Source organism: Hymenobacter gummosus (assembly GCF_003970915.1).
Taxonomy (GTDB): domain Bacteria; phylum Bacteroidota; class Bacteroidia; order Cytophagales; family Hymenobacteraceae; genus Solirubrum; species Solirubrum gummosum.
In genome coordinates, this window is the sequence record NZ_RXOF01000018.1 from 66,789 (window position 1) to 81,777 (window position 14,989).

General features: G+C 64.3%; 20 protein-coding genes. 8 read left to right on the forward strand and 12 right to left on the reverse strand.

The window, feature by feature from the left end:
• Window positions 1-58: 58 nt before the first annotated feature.
• The 4 genes from EJV47_RS23750 to EJV47_RS23765 all read right to left on the reverse strand — a co-directional run bounded on the left by EJV47_RS23750 (window position 59) and on the right by EJV47_RS23765 (window position 1,893).
• Window positions 59-757, reverse strand: coding sequence for a hypothetical protein (locus EJV47_RS23750; protein WP_126695701.1), 699 nt, complete (start codon window positions 755-757; stop codon window positions 59-61).
• A 69-nt stretch (window positions 758-826) separates the two neighbouring features.
• Window positions 827-1,141 carry a DUF3846 domain-containing protein gene (locus tag EJV47_RS23755; protein ID WP_126695702.1) on the reverse strand — a complete coding sequence of 105 codons (315 nt, stop codon included), beginning with the start codon at window positions 1,139-1,141 and terminating at the stop codon, window positions 827-829.
• Window positions 1,142-1,192: 51 nt separating this feature from the next.
• On the reverse strand, window positions 1,193-1,378 hold the full coding sequence (locus tag EJV47_RS23760; RefSeq protein WP_126695703.1) for a SymE family type I addiction module toxin: 186 nt from the start codon (window positions 1,376-1,378) through the stop codon (window positions 1,193-1,195).
• 11 nt (window positions 1,379-1,389) lie between these two features.
• A complete protein-coding gene (locus EJV47_RS23765) occupies window positions 1,390-1,893 on the reverse strand; it encodes a hypothetical protein (RefSeq protein WP_126695704.1) in 504 nt (167 codons plus the stop codon).
• Window positions 1,894-3,519: 1,626 nt separating this feature from the next.
• On the opposite strand from EJV47_RS23765, the gene EJV47_RS23770 reads away from it, so the two are divergent.
• Both EJV47_RS23770 and EJV47_RS23775 read left to right on the forward strand, forming a co-directional pair.
• Window positions 3,520-3,765, forward strand: coding sequence for a hypothetical protein (locus tag EJV47_RS23770; protein WP_165903911.1), 246 nt, complete (start codon window positions 3,520-3,522; stop codon window positions 3,763-3,765).
• Window positions 3,749-4,168, forward strand: coding sequence for a M15 family metallopeptidase (locus tag EJV47_RS23775; protein WP_126695706.1), 420 nt, complete (start codon window positions 3,749-3,751; stop codon window positions 4,166-4,168). Before EJV47_RS23770 ends, EJV47_RS23775 begins: the two co-directional genes overlap by 17 nt.
• Before the next feature lie 363 nt (window positions 4,169-4,531).
• Here EJV47_RS23775 and EJV47_RS23780 read toward each other — a convergent pair whose 3' ends face one another.
• The gene (locus EJV47_RS23780) at window positions 4,532-4,834 is read right to left on the reverse strand and encodes a hypothetical protein (protein WP_126695707.1); all 303 of its coding nucleotides are present in this window, start codon (window positions 4,832-4,834) and stop codon (window positions 4,532-4,534) included.
• Between the two features lie 93 nt (window positions 4,835-4,927).
• Between EJV47_RS23780 and EJV47_RS23785 the strand changes: the two genes are divergently transcribed.
• Together EJV47_RS23785 and EJV47_RS23790 are read left to right on the forward strand one after the other, a co-directional pair.
• Entirely contained in the window at window positions 4,928-5,239 is a 312-nt protein-coding gene (locus tag EJV47_RS23785; RefSeq protein WP_126695708.1) for a hypothetical protein, read from the forward strand.
• Between the two features lie 15 nt (window positions 5,240-5,254).
• Window positions 5,255-6,004 carry a hypothetical protein gene (locus tag EJV47_RS23790; protein WP_126695709.1) on the forward strand — a complete coding sequence of 250 codons (750 nt, stop codon included), beginning with the start codon at window positions 5,255-5,257 and terminating at the stop codon, window positions 6,002-6,004.
• A 2-nt stretch (window positions 6,005-6,006) separates the two neighbouring features.
• On the opposite strand, the gene EJV47_RS23795 is transcribed toward EJV47_RS23790, so the two are convergent.
• The 6 genes from EJV47_RS23795 to EJV47_RS23820 form a co-directional block, all read right to left on the reverse strand.
• Window positions 6,007-6,381, reverse strand: coding sequence for a VRR-NUC domain-containing protein (locus EJV47_RS23795; protein ID WP_126695710.1), 375 nt, complete (start codon window positions 6,379-6,381; stop codon window positions 6,007-6,009).
• A 4-nt stretch (window positions 6,382-6,385) separates the two neighbouring features.
• Entirely contained in the window at window positions 6,386-7,828 is a 1,443-nt protein-coding gene (dnaB, locus tag EJV47_RS23800; protein ID WP_126695711.1) for a replicative DNA helicase, read from the reverse strand.
• 6 nt (window positions 7,829-7,834) lie between these two features.
• Window positions 7,835-8,773 carry a DUF1376 domain-containing protein gene (locus tag EJV47_RS23805; protein ID WP_126695712.1) on the reverse strand — a complete coding sequence of 313 codons (939 nt, stop codon included), beginning with the start codon at window positions 8,771-8,773 and terminating at the stop codon, window positions 7,835-7,837.
• Window positions 8,770-9,366 carry a hypothetical protein gene (locus tag EJV47_RS23810; RefSeq protein ID WP_126695713.1) on the reverse strand — a complete coding sequence of 199 codons (597 nt, stop codon included), beginning with the start codon at window positions 9,364-9,366 and terminating at the stop codon, window positions 8,770-8,772. Before EJV47_RS23810 ends, EJV47_RS23805 begins: the two co-directional genes overlap by 4 nt.
• Before the next feature lie 118 nt (window positions 9,367-9,484).
• On the reverse strand, window positions 9,485-9,880 hold the full coding sequence (locus EJV47_RS23815; RefSeq protein WP_126695714.1) for a hypothetical protein: 396 nt from the start codon (window positions 9,878-9,880) through the stop codon (window positions 9,485-9,487).
• Window positions 9,873-10,106 carry a hypothetical protein gene (locus tag EJV47_RS23820; RefSeq protein ID WP_126695715.1) on the reverse strand — a complete coding sequence of 78 codons (234 nt, stop codon included), beginning with the start codon at window positions 10,104-10,106 and terminating at the stop codon, window positions 9,873-9,875. The genes EJV47_RS23815 and EJV47_RS23820 overlap by 8 nt, the downstream gene beginning before the upstream one ends.
• A 74-nt stretch (window positions 10,107-10,180) precedes the next feature.
• On the opposite strand from EJV47_RS23820, the gene EJV47_RS23825 reads away from it, so the two are divergent.
• The 3 genes from EJV47_RS23825 (at window position 10,181) to EJV47_RS23835 (ending at window position 13,344) form a co-directional block, all read left to right on the forward strand.
• Window positions 10,181-10,930: an XRE family transcriptional regulator gene (locus tag EJV47_RS23825; RefSeq protein WP_126695716.1), complete on the forward strand. Its 750-nt coding sequence runs from the start codon at window positions 10,181-10,183 to the stop codon at window positions 10,928-10,930.
• A gap of 21 nt (window positions 10,931-10,951) precedes the next feature.
• Entirely contained in the window at window positions 10,952-11,560 is a 609-nt protein-coding gene (locus tag EJV47_RS23830; RefSeq protein WP_126695717.1) for a hypothetical protein, read from the forward strand.
• Window positions 11,561-11,838: 278 nt separating this feature from the next.
• On the forward strand, window positions 11,839-13,344 hold the full coding sequence (locus EJV47_RS23835) for a phytoene desaturase family protein (RefSeq protein WP_126695718.1): 1,506 nt from the start codon (window positions 11,839-11,841) through the stop codon (window positions 13,342-13,344).
• A 172-nt stretch (window positions 13,345-13,516) separates the two neighbouring features.
• Here the strand turns inward: EJV47_RS23835 and EJV47_RS23840 are convergent, their stop codons facing one another.
• A complete protein-coding gene (locus EJV47_RS23840) occupies window positions 13,517-13,924 on the reverse strand; it encodes an OsmC family protein (protein WP_126695719.1) in 408 nt (135 codons plus the stop codon).
• A 110-nt stretch (window positions 13,925-14,034) separates the two neighbouring features.
• On the opposite strand from EJV47_RS23840, the gene EJV47_RS23845 reads away from it, so the two are divergent.
• Window positions 14,035-14,820: a hypothetical protein gene (locus EJV47_RS23845; protein ID WP_126695720.1), complete on the forward strand. Its 786-nt coding sequence runs from the start codon at window positions 14,035-14,037 to the stop codon at window positions 14,818-14,820.
• The last annotated feature ends 169 nt before the right edge of the window (window positions 14,821-14,989 follow it).

Below are 14,989 nucleotides of genomic sequence, written 5' to 3' on the forward strand. Positions count from 1 at the left end.
AAGCGCGGCCCGTCAGGGCCGCCCGGCCCTGAGCGGGACGGGCGGCCGGTGAGCAGGGCTAAGCGGCGGGTAGCTCGGCTACCCCTGCGGCGGGCGTGTGCGGGTCGTCGCCCTGGTCGGGCACGGTGTAGCCGTGCTGGATGCGGGTATCGGCCGCGCCGGTATAGGTTTCGGCGCGCCAGATGGGCAGGTCGCGGGCATAGTCGCGGCGGGCGGCTACTTCGTCGGCCGGAGCCGGCTCGTAGCTGAACTCGGCGATGTAGTAAGTGGCCTTCTTGCCGTCCTTGGTCGTCTCCTTCTTGCTGGCCTGTACCTTCACCACCACGTCGGCCAGGGTCAGGTCGTCGTAAAACAGCGGCTCGATGAGGCGGTACAGGTTTTCGACCGAGTAGCCGTGAAAGAGCACGGCGCAGACGGCGCCCTTCTCGTCGGCGTAGAACAGCTCGGCCCACAGCTTGCGGCCCATGTTCAGGATGTCGTCCTGGAAGATGCGCCACGCCAGCGGAATGAAGCTGAGCGCGGGGCCTAGCGGCACGGTCCCGCCGATGTTGAACTGGCCGGCCTTGGCATCGAAGCGCACCTGGCGCGGGTGGCCGGGCAGGTAGCGGAAGCGCGACACGCTTACCAGCTCGCCGGTAGTATCGTCCAGCTTCTCCATCAGGTAGGCCGGGCGGGTTGGGGCTGGCAGGGTGGTTTCAAGGGTAGCGGCGGGGGCTTCGGCCGTGGCGCTGCGCTGGGCTTTTACTTTGGAAGGCATGAGGTGAAGAAGAAAGGAGGTAGGAGAAAAGCGGGGGCCACTGGCGGCCGGCCCCCTTTGCCGTGGTGGTTATCTGAATTGCTTATCGTGGCACAGCAGGGCCTTGCCCACGATGCAATCGACGCCGCGGGCGGCGGGCTGGTACTGGTGCCAGAGGTAGGTAGCCAGCAGGTTGAGGTAGGCCGGCTCGCGAAACTTGCCTTCGTCGTCGATGATGAGAATCAGCTCGTCGGTGAGGCGTACCACGTCGACGGTCTGGCAATCGAGCAGCTGATACAGCTCGGCCAGCCTGAAACTGCGGCCGTTGGCTGGGGCGACGGGTTGGGGCTCGGCGCTGTGCGGGTCGAGCAAATGGGGCTGGTAAGTGGTAGCAGTTGTGGGCATGATGGCGGGCAGAAGTGGCCCGCGCCGCCGGGGCGCGGGCCGATGATTGAATCAGGTGGCAGGGGTGATGACCAGACGGCCGGCTTCGACGTGGACAAGTGCCGTGGTGCCAGGGGCAAAGCCAGCGGCTTGCAGCCAGTCGCCTTGCAGGCGAAGCGAAGCCGTGACGGCCGGGCGCGGGTGCAGGCGCTTGAAGTGCGGAGCGACTTTCAGGCGGCGGGGTGTGGAGGTGGACATGACGCGGCGGCTTATTTTACCTCCCAGGGGTGCGGGGCCTCATCCCACGCCGGCGCGGGCAGCGCGGCGTAGCGGTCGGCCGCGCGCAGGCGCGGCGGCGCTACCTCGTTCAGCTCGTCGGCGGCGGCCTGGGCCGCAGCTTCGGTGGCGAAGCAGCCGGGACCTGCTACCTGCTGGTAGCAGTGCGGCTGGCCGGTGGGCACTTCGCAGACCAACCCCCACGAGCACGGGCCGGCAGCGAAGCGCAAAGCCGGGTGCCAAGGCTCACGCGGGGCCCACAGCGGGGCGGCGGAGCTGGTGTAGTGGACCAGGTGCGCGGCGGCCAGCTCCGGCAGCAGCTCAGCCACATGCCCGCGGCCCAGCCCGGCGCGCAACGCCAGAAACGAGAGGCCTACGGCGCGGCCGTGGTGGGCGCGGCAGACGCCCAGCAGCCGGCGGGCGGCCAGGCTGAGCGGCCCGGGCCCGGCCACCTCCGATGCGGAAGCGGCCGGGGTGGCGACGGATGACCTAGCCATGAGCGGGAAGGCCGGCGTACTCATCCTCGGCTTTCATTACCTCCCACACAGCAGCGAAGGCGTGCGCGGGCGCTGCAGCGCGGAGGGCTCGAAAAGCACCCTTCAAGGCCTCGAAAGGGCAGCGGCCGGAGCCGGCAAAGCCCCCGGCAGGCTGGCACTCCGGGCGCTCGGCCAGCGAGAAGCTGACGTACCAGCGCGGGCCGGCTCCCTGGTCGTAAGTGGCTGCGGACTGTGAAACGTAGATGCCCTGGAACGGGCACAGGGCAGGGCCCTGCCAAGCGGCAGCGGCGAGCCGCAGAAGCTGAGTGGGTTGCATGGCTGTATGTGTTAGCCGTGGGGTTCCCCTTACCGTAGGCCTCCGGGTAGGGCTGGCGTCCGGGCCTCTCCCGAACAACTTACTAAAGATACAAACAAAATGTTTGTATATCAAACAAAGTACAACCGTTTTTGCTCGCGACTGAAAAATATTTTCAGGCAGTCACTACATATAAAGTACAATTTTAAAACACCTGCCATGCCGGCCCCGCCCCGCCAGAACCCTTAGATGCCTTGCCCAGGGGGTCTGGGGGCCGGGCTGAGGCCCTCAGTGGACCGGCCCGAAGGGCGCCTTATGAGGGCGGTGCGGCTGGCTGGGTGCAAGGGCCCGAGGCAGATGACCGGGCGCTAGCCTGGGCATGAGGACAGGGGGTCTGGGGGGCCGCCCCCAGTAGACACTGCGCCGCAGGCACCTCGGCGTGCGGCAGGTCGAGGCGCGGGCTGACGGGCAGCGGGGATGGTGCGGAGGCTGGCGGCAGCCGGCGCCGGGGCGTGGGCCTGGGCAGGAGCCGACGCGCTGCCTGGCGTGGGCAGGTTGTGGAAAGGGAGGCCAGGCTGCGGGGCGGCGGGTGCGGCTGGCGGGCGTCAGGGGGCGGGCAGGGCGGCGCGGCGTGGGCCCCGCGACGGGCTGGTGGTGCGGCGGGAGCGGGAGCTTACGCCGTGGCCGGCCGTGCGGCGGGTAGGCGCTTGGGCTGCATCGGGAGCAACTGTCGTTTCAACGGAGGCGGTAAGCGAGGCCGCCGGGCGCCCTTCACAGCGCCCCTGCAGCCTCGCGCGGGGTTGTCGTGTTGTGGAAATGTGTAAAAGCGCGGGCGGCTTGGTGTGGGGTCTTTTGCACATTTCCACAGCTGCCGGCAGGTGGGCGGCGGGCGGTGGAAAAAAGGTTGTGGGTGGCGCGGATTGGCTTTTTCCACCGCCCGCCGACCAGCTGGCACTGCCCCGGCCTGACGGGCCCGTGTAGGCTGGCGTCAGGGTGTAGAATTTGCTGCATCGGGGCCGCCACTGCCTGAAACGCGGCCGAGAGAGTGGACAGGCGGGACAGAATGGGGGGTAGATGTCGCGGTGAGTAGCTGAGGCATCGGCGGAATGCGCCAGGGATGGGAGCCAAGCCGACCAACGGAAGGCTGCCCGAAGGGCCGCAGCGAAGCGGAGTGGCGTACAGCCCGGCCCGAAGGGGGCGCCCACAAAAGTACAATACCGGTGTTTGGACGGTCAATGAACTATGTTTGATTTTGTAACGTAAATTTGCAACCGTAACAGCCACAAGATACACTTGCAAACATCATGTTCAGCAGCACCAAAACCGGGCACATGGCCCACATCATTCTGACGGCGCTACTCGGCCAGGTAGCCAGCAACCAGCTGACCCCGCCCGACCCCGGCACCGTCGAGCAGTACGGCCACCTTGTAATTCAGGCGCTGGTGGCCATCGTGACCATCTGGGCCACGGTGCGGAAGGCGCTGCAGAAGCCCGAGGCAGTGGTAAAGATTCCGGCTTCCGCACCAGCAGAAACGGCGCCCGTGACTTCGGTAAGCACCGATGGTAAGGCTGAGTGAGGCGCAGGCCGGGCGGCAGGCGGCGCGGCTGGCGGGCGTGCGGGCCGACCTGCGGGCGGCGTATGCCGCCGCGCTGCTGGCGTGGCTGGGCAAGCCGGAGCTGACGCGGCTCGGGCGGCCGATTGTGACGGAAGGCTACCGCAGCCCGGCCGCGCAGGATGCCCTGTACGAGCAAGGCCGGACGAAGCCGGGGCCGGTGGTAACATATAAGCGCGGCGGCGAATCAAAGCACAATCTGGTGCCGGCGCGGGCGCTGGACGTGGCGTTTCTGCTCGCCAACGGGCAGGTGAGCTGGTCGGCCGAATTGCTGGCGCGGTTTGCGGCGCTGATGAAGCGGGCGCCGGGGGTGCGGTGGGGCGGCGACTGGCCGGGGTTCAGGGACCGGCCGCACTTTGAGGTGTGAGCCGAAAACTAATGCTTCGGCCGATGCTATAAGGGGCGCCGGAGGGAACCCCTCGGAATAAAAACAACCCAACCCACTCATGGTAAAACGCCAAATAATCAATTGGGGAGAGGTCCGTTTCAGGGCAAACAGCTCTGTTGACGCACTACTCCAATTGAGTGATGTCGTCAGGCATCTTCACCCAAACCTCCGGCCTCACGCCGTGATTGAGGCAGGTGCCGATAACATAAATATGTTCCGGGTGCTACCCTTGCCCGGTACTGACACCTACGTCATTCCCTGGTTCGCCTGGGTACGGGTGTGGTAGCGCCGGTAGGGTAAGACGGGCGGGCCACATGGTCCGCCCGTTTTTATTAGCGGCAATTATAGACTGTCTTTCAGAAAGTCAGAATCGGCCGGAATGACAAATTTCTGGCCCCGGTACTGCAAGGTTGCCTGGTCGGCCTGTGCTGCTTCGATTGAGCCGCGCAAAACTCCTTTCAACGCTGGTAATGCGGCGGAGAAAGCCAGATAAACGGCGTACCGTAACTGTTCGGGGTCTGTTACGCCTTGCTCGTTGGCAACTGCATTTTCGCAGCATTCTTCCAGCAGCGCCTTGTGTAGCGGGTGTATGGTGGTAAGATTTAGCTTCTGTACGATGCTGTCATACAACTCGTGGTATTTCATAGGCTGCGAGTCCGGGTGTCGGCCTTATATTGCCGGAGGTCAAAAGTAAGCAGGTAAACTGTGCGAACTTTGCGGCCCACCAGCTACGACACTATGAACGCCACGCTTTACCTCCCTCACCAGTCACCGCGGGCGGTGTCCGTCGAGGGACTGACTTTACCGGACCCGACGACGGGGCTTGTACGGATACCGGAGCCTGTACCAGCGCTGATGGGATGCCCCCGGGGGTTGGTTGATGTGCTGGCTAGCGGGCCGCAGTACGTGGCTTACTCGGTGTTCGACTGCGAGGGGAAGATAAACCAGGCAGCAATGGTAGCGTTGGCCGAGGCGTCGGGAGTTGGGTTCGAACTGGACGACGAGGATACTATTTTGTGCGGGCCGGTGCTGGTGGTAACAAGCAGTTAATAAACAGCAAAAGGAATGATAACCAAAGCGCTACACAGATTTACGAGCCGCGTCGCCCATTATGATGCTGACTTGGAGTTGGTTGATGTATTTATTCAGTCTGTTCACAAGAATGAATTGACACCTCAAGATGGCAAGTTGATATTAAGGCATGTCAACCCGGACAAACACAAAACCCTTGCAAAAAGGACTCCCTCATCTGGCGGCCGAGCAGCAGCGGTTTCCCACCTGAGAAGAAACGTTTACGGTTCTTATATAAAAGATCTGTTCGAAGAGGTTGAATTGTACTTAATCGATTTACTTGTCGCTGTTACTGCTACCGATATTGCCCCTGATAGGCTCGTAGGGCAGCATAAGGTCACACTGGATATAAACGAAATTCTGAAGTGTGGGAGTTGGGACGGATTAATACATCTGCTCAGCAAAGAGTTGTTTAGAAAGATACAGAACACGCAGAAAAGCACTTTGTACGTGTTAGAATCTATTGATTCTAAGCTCAATTTGGGTGCTGACGAGGTCGTAAGGCGGGAAGCAATGCCGTATCTGGAACTGCGCCACTTATTAGTTCACGCAGACGGCAAGGCAGATAAAAATTTCTGCACTACCTATCCAGAAATGGGGGCTACTGAAGACGAAAGTATAAAGTTGACTTTTGAGGTGGTGTCGGCAGCCCGGACCAAGGTAGTTGCACTGATTGAAAATTATGATAAATGTGTCATCGAAAAGTTGAGCCTTCCAGATAAGTTTATCCATCTTAAGAAATAAATTTACATCTCCCGCCCCTCAAACGACTGCTGAAACTGCGCGAAGCTGCGGGCGACAAAGGCCAGGCCACCGGCGGCTTTCAACTCATCGAGAAACTGCTTTTGCTCGGGGCGTAGCTGGTCGCGGCCGGCTTTGACTTCCACGCCGATAAATACGCCGTCGCGCTTGCGGAAGCCGATGATGTCGGGGACGCCGCGGCGGCCCTGGGGATTGAAGCGGTAGCGGCCGGTTTTGGGGTCGTAGATGCCGCTGTTGTTCTGGCGCCACACGGCGAAGCCCTGCAGGGTAAGGTAGGCTAAGATGGCGCTGGTGGTTTCGCCGGCCGTGGGCGGGGCCAACTCAAGTGGGGTCTGCTGGTGACGGGTAGCTACTGGCATGGGGTCAGAAAGGGGGCTGGTAGAAGGTGGAGGCGGGCAGGGTGCGGGCGGGGCCGGCGGGCGTGAGGTCGTGGAAGGTGCCGCGGCGCATGTTGCAGGCGGCAATTACTTCGTCGGTGGCGCCGTTGCGGTGTTTGGCTACATCGAACAAAACGGTGTCCCGGGTGGGGCTGCCGTCGTCGTATTCCGTGATGTCGTAGTATTCGCCGCGCCAGAGGAAGATGATGCAGTCGGCGTCCTGCTCCAGGCTGCCGGACTCGCGCAGGTCGCTGAGCAGGGGGCGCTTCTCTCCTCCCCTTTTTTCCACGTCACGGCTCAACTGGCTGAGGGCAATGACGGGGGCGTTCAGCTCTTTTGCCAGCTCTTTGAGGCCGCGGCTGATGCTGCCTACCTCCTGCTCCCGGTTGCCCTTCTGGTCGCCGCGCATAAGCTGGATGTAGTCGACCAGTACCAGACCCAGGGGGTGCTGGGCGTGGAGGCGGGCGCACTTGGCGCGCAGTTGCTGGATGCTCAGGCCGGGCGTGTCGTCGAGGTGCAGGCGGTGGCCGTGGGTGTGGAGGCGCTGGGCCTGCCGCTGAATGTGGGCTACCTGGTCGAGGCCGCCGGGGAGGTTGCCGCGGCGCAGGTCGGAGTTGGAGTAGCCGGGAACCTCGCTGGCCACCATGCGCTGCATGAGCTGCAGGGTGGGCATTTCCAGGGAGAAAACAGCGGCGTGGTGGCCGTGGTCGAGAGCGGCAGTACGGGCGAAATGCAGCAGGGCGGCGGTTTTGCCCATTGCGGGCCGGGCCGCCAGGATTACCAGGTCGCCGGGCTGCCAGCCGCCGGTGAGGCCGTCGAGCTGGGCAAGGCCGGTGGGTACGCCGGTTAGCCCGCGCTGCTGTACGGCCTGGGCCAGGCGGTCGAAGGTGGCGGCGAAGGCCGCAGCGGCGGTCTGGCCGGGGCGGGTTTCCAGGGTGCGGTGCAGGCTGGTCAGGTGGGCCTGGGCGTCGGCCAGCAGGGTGAGCGGGTCGCGGGTGTCGTCGTAGCCGTAGCTGCTTAGCTCGGTGCCGGTGCGGATGAGCACGCGCCGGGCGTGGTACTGCTGCAACACCCGGCAGTGGGTTTCGAGGTGGGCAGCGGAGTTGATTCTGGCGGTGAGCCCAGCTACGAAGGCCGGGCCGCCGACCCGCTGCAGGACACCGCGCTTGCTGAGCTGCCGGGTGACGGTGAGCATGTCCACGCCCAGGCCCTCGGCGCTCAGGTCGCGGATGGCGGCGTACACCTGCTGGTGGGCGGTGCTGTAAAACACCTGCTCGTCGGGCAACAGGGCCAGCAAAGTGCGCTGGGCGGGGGCTTCGAGCAGGGCCGCGCCGAGTACGGCCGCCTCTAGGTCGAGGGCCTGGGGCGGCAGGTGGCCTGGGGCGGGGGCGCTGGTGGCAGCGCGGCGGGTGAGGTTAGTGGTTGGCATGGCGGCTTAGCTCCAGCGGGTAGGGTCGGCGGGCCTGGGGGCGGTTCGGGCGCGGGCGGGGGTGGCCGCTCCCTCTGCCCCTTTTCGGGGGAGAGGAGAGCCGGACGGGGCCGCCTGAAACTGCGGGCGGCGGCGCATCCAGTTGCGGAAGGCAGCCCGCCAGCTTACCATCGGGGTCTTGCCGCCCACCAGCCAGCCGTTGCTTTCGAAGTGGTCGAGGAAGGCGGCGGCCTCCTCCTGGGCGGCGGGGCCGGGGTACTGGTCGGTGGCGTAAGCCTGCACTTCAGCCAGCGTGGGCGGCGCGCCGGCCTGCCGGCGAGTGGGTATTTTCCTGCCTGAGCTGACCGGTTGGAGTGCGGGCCGGGCGGCAGCCGCCGCCCCACTCTCTGAACGTAGTGAAGAGTCTTTTGAAAGTGACCATGAAAGGTTGCCCTTCTGCTGGCTGGTTGAGCAACGGGTGTTGGGCGGCGGGGCAACAGGTGTTTGACTACCGGCAACGGGTGTTGAAGTGCTCCTAGAAGGTGGTGCCGGTGCTGCGCCTTCGGGCAACGGGTGTTCAACGGGTGTTGCGTTTTGCCCAACGCCTGTTGCCTGCGCGGCACGCTTCGCGGCCGAAGCCTGGCCGGCGCGGGCCTTCTGCGCGCGGTGCTGCTGCTGCTTGTCGGCCTCGGCGGCCAGGCGGGGGTTGTAGCGAAGGGTTGGCTCGCCGGGGGCTACGGGGAACTTGCCCAGCAGGAGCTGGCGGCTCTCGGCCCACTGGTCGGCGGTGAGGCGGGCCACGCGCCGGAGGCGGCCCTCGTCGTTGGGCAGGTAGCCGGGGCGGTCGGACTGCCAGGAATTGAACAGCAGCAGGCAATACGCCCCCACCTCATGGGCTTCCATCAGCTGCACGTCGGGCGAGCTGAGAAAGTCGCCCGTGTAGAGGAGAAAGGCGGGGGACTTCATGCGCGGGCAGTCAGGGGCAGCAGCGGCACATCGGCCGTGGCGGTGGGCGGCGTGTCGAACAGGTCAAGCTGGCGGTAGCCGGCGCATTTGCCGCGCAGGGCGGCCTCTACTTCGGTCAGGGCCTCGCCCAGCTCGGCCTCCAGCAGGTGCGCGTAGGGGTAAGCGGCCTCCGTTTCGTCGTCGAAGCTGATGTAGGGGCTGGTCAGGTAGAGCACCTTGCCGCCGGTCAGGGTGCGCTGGCCGATGAGCGTAACGCCGCCCTGGCCCTTGCCCAGCGAGAAGCCCGTGACGCTGAAAGCCTCAAAGCGGGCAGGCAGCTCCTCGGCTGCGTCGGGCCAGAAGTCGGGCGTTTCGGTCAACTGCTCGGTGAGCAGGCACAGGTGAGGTACCAGGCGGCTGAAGCGGTGGGTCAGGTCGGGATGGGCCTGTTCGTGGCAGGTCAGGGCGAAGGCGCGGGCCGGTGCCTCCTCGCTGCGCTGCTCGGTGAACTCGCATACCAGATGCTGATCTTTGAGCCTGGCCTTTTGAATGGTGATGATGGACGGGGTGGCCTCGGCGCTGTCGGGGCCGACGACGGGCAGTAGCTGCGACATAGTGGGAATGGAAGCCTCACCCCCGGTCCCGGTTTGCTTGAGGCGCGAAGCCAAAAGAGCGAGGAGCCACGGCGGCAAGTGGGTTACAGATGAAAAGCTGGTAGTAGCGGGGACTGGACTACTGCTGCGCGAAGCGGGAGGGCCGGCCGCGCTTCGGGCGCGGCGGGGCAGGCGCCACGGGCGGCGCGTCGGTGCGGTTGCGGCGCTGCCAGTCGTGAATCTGGGAGAGCAGTACCCGGTCGCCGCGGCTGCTTTCGCCGGGCAGGTAGTGCAGGCGGCGCTGGTGGGTCTCGGGCAGGCGCATGTAGTCGCGCAGCGTCTCGGGGTGCAGGTCCAGCAGCTCGGCGGTGCGGGGCACCGAGTAAGCCGGGTCGGGAGCGGGCGCCGCGTCGAGTTGGCGGCGGGCCTCGGCGGCACAGGCGCGTTCTAGCGACTCGCGCACCCACTCGTGCGTGTCGGGCAGGCGTACTGTGACTTCCAGCCCTTCGGCGGTGGTAGTGGACAACTCAACCATTGGATTTCAGCAGCTGGTTAAGGTCCTCCTGCACGTTCTGGCTGCCGGACTCTTTGATGAGGCGCACGGCCTCGGCCACGGCGGGGTGGGAAGGCTTGGCCTTCTGCAGGGCTTTGGCAACGGCCGTGTGCGACAGGCGCAGCGTACGGGCGATGTTTGAAATTGCACCGTGCGGCAGCAACGTCCGCAGGTCATTCGGCGTAGGCGTGGTTTCAGGTGGTTGCATTTCGACTTTATTCTGTTACCTTCGGGTGCAGTTGCACAGCCCAAATGTAGGTATTACCTACTAAAAGTAGCAAAATGACTACAATAGAAACCAAAAAAAACATTCCGCTGTCGCCGGCGGCCGACCTGAAAATGGGCGAGCGGCTGAAGCATGTGCGCCGGGCGCGGGGCCTCACGCAGCAGCAGCTGGCCGATGTAACGGGTATTGCCCGGGCAACCGTGGCTCAGCTGGAAAGCGAACGGCACCAGCCCAGCGCCGAGGTGCTGGAAAGCATCGTGCGGGAGCTGGGCATCAGCCGTAACTGGCTTTGGTTCGGAACCGGCCCGATGGAAGAGCACGCCAGCATGGGTAGCAACGTCAAAGTGATTCGCGACCTGGAAGGCGCTACCTTCTTGGACATTCCGCTGGTGAGCGTGAAGGTGCGGGGTAGCTTTCTCGACCTGATGGACGACGGCGGGGGCATCGAGCAGTTCGAGAGCCTGGACATTGCGCGCATCTACGACCCTACTCCGGAGATGCTGAAATATGGTACGCTCGGCTTCGAGATTGACGGCGACTCGATGGAGCCGCAGCTTCGCACGGGTATGAAAGTAGTAGGTACCTGGGTGGCGCTGGAAAATGTGAAGTACATGACCAGCGGCGTGTACGTGGTGGCGTTCGGCAACCAGCTAACGATTAAGCGGGTCAAGAGCAACGACATCCTGGAGCGGGGCGTCCTAGTACTGCACGCCGACAACCCCAACGCCGGTAGCCTGCCCGTAGCGGCTAAGGATATCCGCTACGTGTGGAAGGTGGTGCGGATTTTTTACGCCGACGTGATATAAAAGCTGCTCAATTCTATCCCTATGCGCTACAGAGAGCCTGAGAAGAAGACGTACTACGCCCGCGACATTTTCCGAGACTTGAGTAGTGCCCGCCCGGCCCTGGCCAAGCTAAAAGGTAAGGGGAAACTGTACGATGAACTAATCGATGTACTGCTGAATCTCGGGGAGGAAGACCCGTACCCGGCAAGTAAAGACCTGCAGCAACGCTTAGGCCTAAGTTCTGGCCGGCTGAAGAAGCTAATAGACGAGTTACACGAAGACTTTACAACAGGCATTCGGGAAGATGCGACGTTGTTGCAGTTTCCACTGGTAGAACACCACTTCTATGTGAAGGGGTACAACGATTCTGTGTCGTTCAACTGCCAGCTTCCGGTTACACCACGAGTTGGGGAGGAACTAGGCCTGCCTTTCGTCGGTGTATTTCTGGAAGGTCGCTGCTATGTAACGGAGGTAAAATACCTTCTCGACAATGGCAAGGTCACAGTTGATGTGTGGGCACGGGTTGGCTCATACAATGAACACAGGGAGTACCTGCGTGCCAGAGGCGAGTTTGAGGGGACTTTGCGATGGGACAACAAGTTTCAACACGACTTCACCACAGACGAACAACTCAAAAAAATTTATCATTAACGGGGCCCTGCCTAATAGCCACCAGCAATGGGACACAAACCGGGACAAAATTTGATAAAACTGCGTTATTAGCCGCTATAAGCGGTTATTGCGCACCCAGGAGGGAGCGCAGCAATGAAATACCCGCCAATCGGCGGGTATTTTTGTTTTCAGGTCCTGCCAAAGCCAGGCAGGTTGCTTTCCACAACGGCAGCGACGAAAGCGAGGGGCGGAAAGAATATCAGGCTGCGGGCTCGGCGACCTTCGTAGAGCGTAATTTCAACACGAGCCCCGGCAACATGCACACATCTGACTACGACGCGGTGGTGGTGGGCTCCGGCCCGAACGGGCTGGCGGCGGCCATTGTGCTGCAGCAGGCCGGCCTCGCGGTGCTGCTCATCGAAGGCCACAAGCAAATCGGCGGCGGCCTGCGCACGGCCGAGCTGACGCTGCCTGGCTTCCGCCACGACGTTTGCTCGGCCATTCACCCGCTGGCCGCCGGCTCACCCTTCTTCCAGACCTTGCCGCTGGCGCGTTACGGCCTGCAGTACCTCACGCCGCCGGTAGCGGCCGCCCACCCCTTCGATGACGGGCGGGCCGCGGCGGTAATGAATTCGCTGGAGGACACTGCCCGCCGCCTGGGCCCCGACGAGCAGGTCTACCGGCAGTTGCTGGCGCCGTTGGTAGCCCGCTGGCCCCGCATCGGGGCCGATGTGCTGGGGCCGCTGCAGGTGCCGCAGCACCCATTGGACCTGGCGCGGTTTGGCCTGGCGGCCCTACAGCCCGCCACGCTGCTGGCCCGGCGCTTCCGGGCGGAGGCGGCCAAGGGGCTGTTTGCGGGCATGGCCGCCCACGCCATTCAGCCGCTCGAAAACCTGACTACCGCGGCCATCGGCTTGGTGCTGCTGATTGCGGCCCACCGGCAGGGCTGGCCGCTGCCCCGAGGCGGCTCCCAGAGCATTGCCGACGCGCTGGCCGCGCACTTCGTGGCCCTGGGCGGCAAAATTGAGACGGGCACCTACGTCAACTCGCTGCAGCAGCTGCCCGTCGCCCGGGCCGTGCTCTTCGACGTGACGCCGGCCCAGCTGCTGCGCATTGCTGGCCACAGCCTCTCCGACGTGTACCAATGGCAGCTACGCCGCTACCGCTACGGCATGGGCGTGTTCAAAGTCGACTGGGCGCTGGCCGAGCCGGTGCCGTGGACGGCCCCCGAGTGCCGGCAGGCCGGCACGGTGCACCTGGGCGGCACGCTGGCGGAAATTGCGGCGGGTGAAAGAGACGCTGCCCGTGGCCGGCACCCCGAGCGGCCCTTCGTGCTGCTGGCCCAGCAAAGCTTATTCGATGACACCCGCGCCCCGGCGGGGCAGCACACGGCCTGGGGCTACTGCCACGTGCCCAACGGCTCGAAGGTGGACATGACCGCGGCCATTGAGCGGCAGGTGGAGCGGTTTGCGCCGGGCTTTCGGGAGCGAATCATCGGCCGGCACACTTTCGACACTGCGGAGCTCGAAACCTACAACCCTAATTACGTCGGCGGCGACATCAACGGCGGCCGGCTGGATCTGACGCAGCTGTTTACCCGGCCGGCCTTGCGCGCCTCGCCCTACCGCACATCCAAGCCCGGCTTGTACCTGTGCTCCTCGGCCACCCCGCCGGGCGGTGGCGTGCACGGCATGTGCGGCTACCACGCCGCCCGCCGCGCCCTGCGCGACGTGTTTGGCCTGTCCGCCAGCCCGCTTTACCAAGAAAGCCCGGCGCCAGGACAAGCCACATCGGCCAGGCATATGGCCGGTGGAAACAGCTAACAAGTCTACGCGCTGAGGCCGCTGCCAGGTCAGCCCGGCGGATCAATCCAAGGTCCTGTTATAAGAGGAGCCGCGGGCAGATTCAACGCGTAGCTGAGCCTGCCCGCGGCTCGACCGTGGGGCCTATTGCAAGCGGGGGCGGGGTTGCCGAACCCGGCTGTAACGAAGCGGGTTAGGCTTCGTAGGAGAACTGAACCGATTGCCGGATTTCCGGGTTCAGGCTAAGGGCCACCGGGCAGGTGCGCGCCGCGTTTTCCAGCGTGGTGCGTTCTTTAGGCGAAAGCGCGGCGGGCATCTGGAATGCCACCTCGATTTCGCTGATCCGGCGCGGGTCCGCAGCCATGTGCTTGGTGACGCTCCACGTCACGCCGGTCAGGTCTAGCCCCTGGCGCTCCGCCACGATGCCCATGATGGTCATCATGCAGGAGCCGAGGGCGGCGCTGACCAGGTCGGTGGGCGAAAACGCCTCGCCGCGGCCGTGGTTGTCCACCGGCGCGTCGGTGTGGATGGTGGTGCCCGAGGCCGTATGCGTGGCTTCGGTGCGCAGCTGGCCGGCGTACCGGGCGGTGGCAGTGCTCATAAATTCAGAAAAACTACAGTCGGATGCGCCCAAATTTACGTACTTTCGAACAGGCCCGCCCCCTGCGGCCGGCCGCGCGTTTCCTTCCCATTCTGCCCGCTTCAGTTGCCGTGCGCCCCTTTCTATACTCTGCCTTCCTGCTCACGGCCGCCCTGCTGGCCTCCACTACGGCCGCCCAGGCCCAGGAGGCGCAGGACACCCCCGGCTACCAGAAGGAATTCACCTACGGCATCAACCTGAACACCAACGCCGGCCTTATCGGCGGGGTAGCCGTGCGCTCCACCCGCCGCATCACCGACGACTGGGCCCGGTTCTGGATTCTGGAGGGCGTGGAGGTGAAAACCCGCAAGGAGCAGCGCGTGCAGAACAACATCGGCGGGGTGTACGTGCGCGGCAAGACCAACTACCTCTTCGCCCTGCGCCCCACCGTGGGCGTGCAGCGTACCATCTTCCGCAAGGCGGCCGAGTCGGGGGTGGAGGTGGATGGCATGCTGGGCGCGGGTCCGTCCATTGCCCTGCTGCTACCTTATTACATCTACTTCGACTACACGCCCAAGCCCGATCCGCAGACCAACCCTAACCCGCGCGAGGACATCCGGCCGGAGCAGTACGACCCGGTGAAGCACGCCGACGTTAGCCGGATATACGACCGGGCACCCATCTTCTCGGGCATCGGCGATGTGAAGCCCAACATCGGGGCGCACCTGCGCGGGGCACTGAACTTCGAGTACGGCCGCTACCGCGACGCCGTGGCGGGCGTGGAAGCCGGCATGCTGGTGGAAGCCTATACCAAGCGCCTGGTGACGCTGGAAGTGCCCCCCACGCCCACCGACAAGCTCAACAACAACGTCTTCACCTCGGTGTACGTGACGCTGTACATCGGTTCGCGCAAATAAGCCGCTGCTTCACCCTCAATACCCACCCGCGCCGGCCGCCTGGAACCTTGCTTCCGGGCGGCCGGCGCGGCTTTTCGGACCCGGGCCGGCCGCATTTGCAACTACCCGGCGGGCTACGCTGTTAAGGCGGCACCGGCCGGCAATTATCTGCCGCGCCACAACTCGCTAC

Excerpts from the sequence above, each read along its gene's own strand:
- EJV47_RS23750 (WP_126695701.1), bottom strand. The coding sequence starts at position 757 with ATGCCTTCCAAAGTAAAAGCCCAGCGCAGCGCCACGGCCGAAGCCCCC.
- EJV47_RS23755 (WP_126695702.1), bottom strand. The coding sequence starts at position 1,141 with ATGCCCACAACTGCTACCACTTACCAGCCCCATTTGCTCGACCCGCAC.
- EJV47_RS23760 (WP_126695703.1), bottom strand. The coding sequence starts at position 1,378 with ATGTCCACCTCCACACCCCGCCGCCTGAAAGTCGCTCCGCACTTCAAG.
- EJV47_RS23765 (WP_126695704.1), bottom strand. The coding sequence starts at position 1,893 with ATGGCTAGGTCATCCGTCGCCACCCCGGCCGCTTCCGCATCGGAGGTG.
- EJV47_RS23770 (WP_165903911.1), top strand. The coding sequence starts at position 3,520 with ATGGCCCACATCATTCTGACGGCGCTACTCGGCCAGGTAGCCAGCAAC.
- EJV47_RS23775 (WP_126695706.1), top strand. The coding sequence starts at position 3,749 with ATGGTAAGGCTGAGTGAGGCGCAGGCCGGGCGGCAGGCGGCGCGGCTG.
- EJV47_RS23780 (WP_126695707.1), bottom strand. The coding sequence starts at position 4,834 with ATGAAATACCACGAGTTGTATGACAGCATCGTACAGAAGCTAAATCTT.
- EJV47_RS23785 (WP_126695708.1), top strand. The coding sequence starts at position 4,928 with ATGAACGCCACGCTTTACCTCCCTCACCAGTCACCGCGGGCGGTGTCC.
- EJV47_RS23790 (WP_126695709.1), top strand. The coding sequence starts at position 5,255 with ATGATAACCAAAGCGCTACACAGATTTACGAGCCGCGTCGCCCATTAT.
- EJV47_RS23795 (WP_126695710.1), bottom strand. The coding sequence starts at position 6,381 with ATGCCAGTAGCTACCCGTCACCAGCAGACCCCACTTGAGTTGGCCCCG.
- dnaB (WP_126695711.1), bottom strand. The coding sequence starts at position 7,828 with ATGCCAACCACTAACCTCACCCGCCGCGCTGCCACCAGCGCCCCCGCC.
- EJV47_RS23805 (WP_126695712.1), bottom strand. The coding sequence starts at position 8,773 with ATGAAGTCCCCCGCCTTTCTCCTCTACACGGGCGACTTTCTCAGCTCG.
- EJV47_RS23810 (WP_126695713.1), bottom strand. The coding sequence starts at position 9,366 with ATGTCGCAGCTACTGCCCGTCGTCGGCCCCGACAGCGCCGAGGCCACC.
- EJV47_RS23815 (WP_126695714.1), bottom strand. The coding sequence starts at position 9,880 with ATGGTTGAGTTGTCCACTACCACCGCCGAAGGGCTGGAAGTCACAGTA.
- EJV47_RS23820 (WP_126695715.1), bottom strand. The coding sequence starts at position 10,106 with ATGCAACCACCTGAAACCACGCCTACGCCGAATGACCTGCGGACGTTG.
- EJV47_RS23825 (WP_126695716.1), top strand. The coding sequence starts at position 10,181 with ATGACTACAATAGAAACCAAAAAAAACATTCCGCTGTCGCCGGCGGCC.
- EJV47_RS23830 (WP_126695717.1), top strand. The coding sequence starts at position 10,952 with ATGCGCTACAGAGAGCCTGAGAAGAAGACGTACTACGCCCGCGACATT.
- EJV47_RS23835 (WP_126695718.1), top strand. The coding sequence starts at position 11,839 with ATGCACACATCTGACTACGACGCGGTGGTGGTGGGCTCCGGCCCGAAC.
- EJV47_RS23840 (WP_126695719.1), bottom strand. The coding sequence starts at position 13,924 with ATGAGCACTGCCACCGCCCGGTACGCCGGCCAGCTGCGCACCGAAGCC.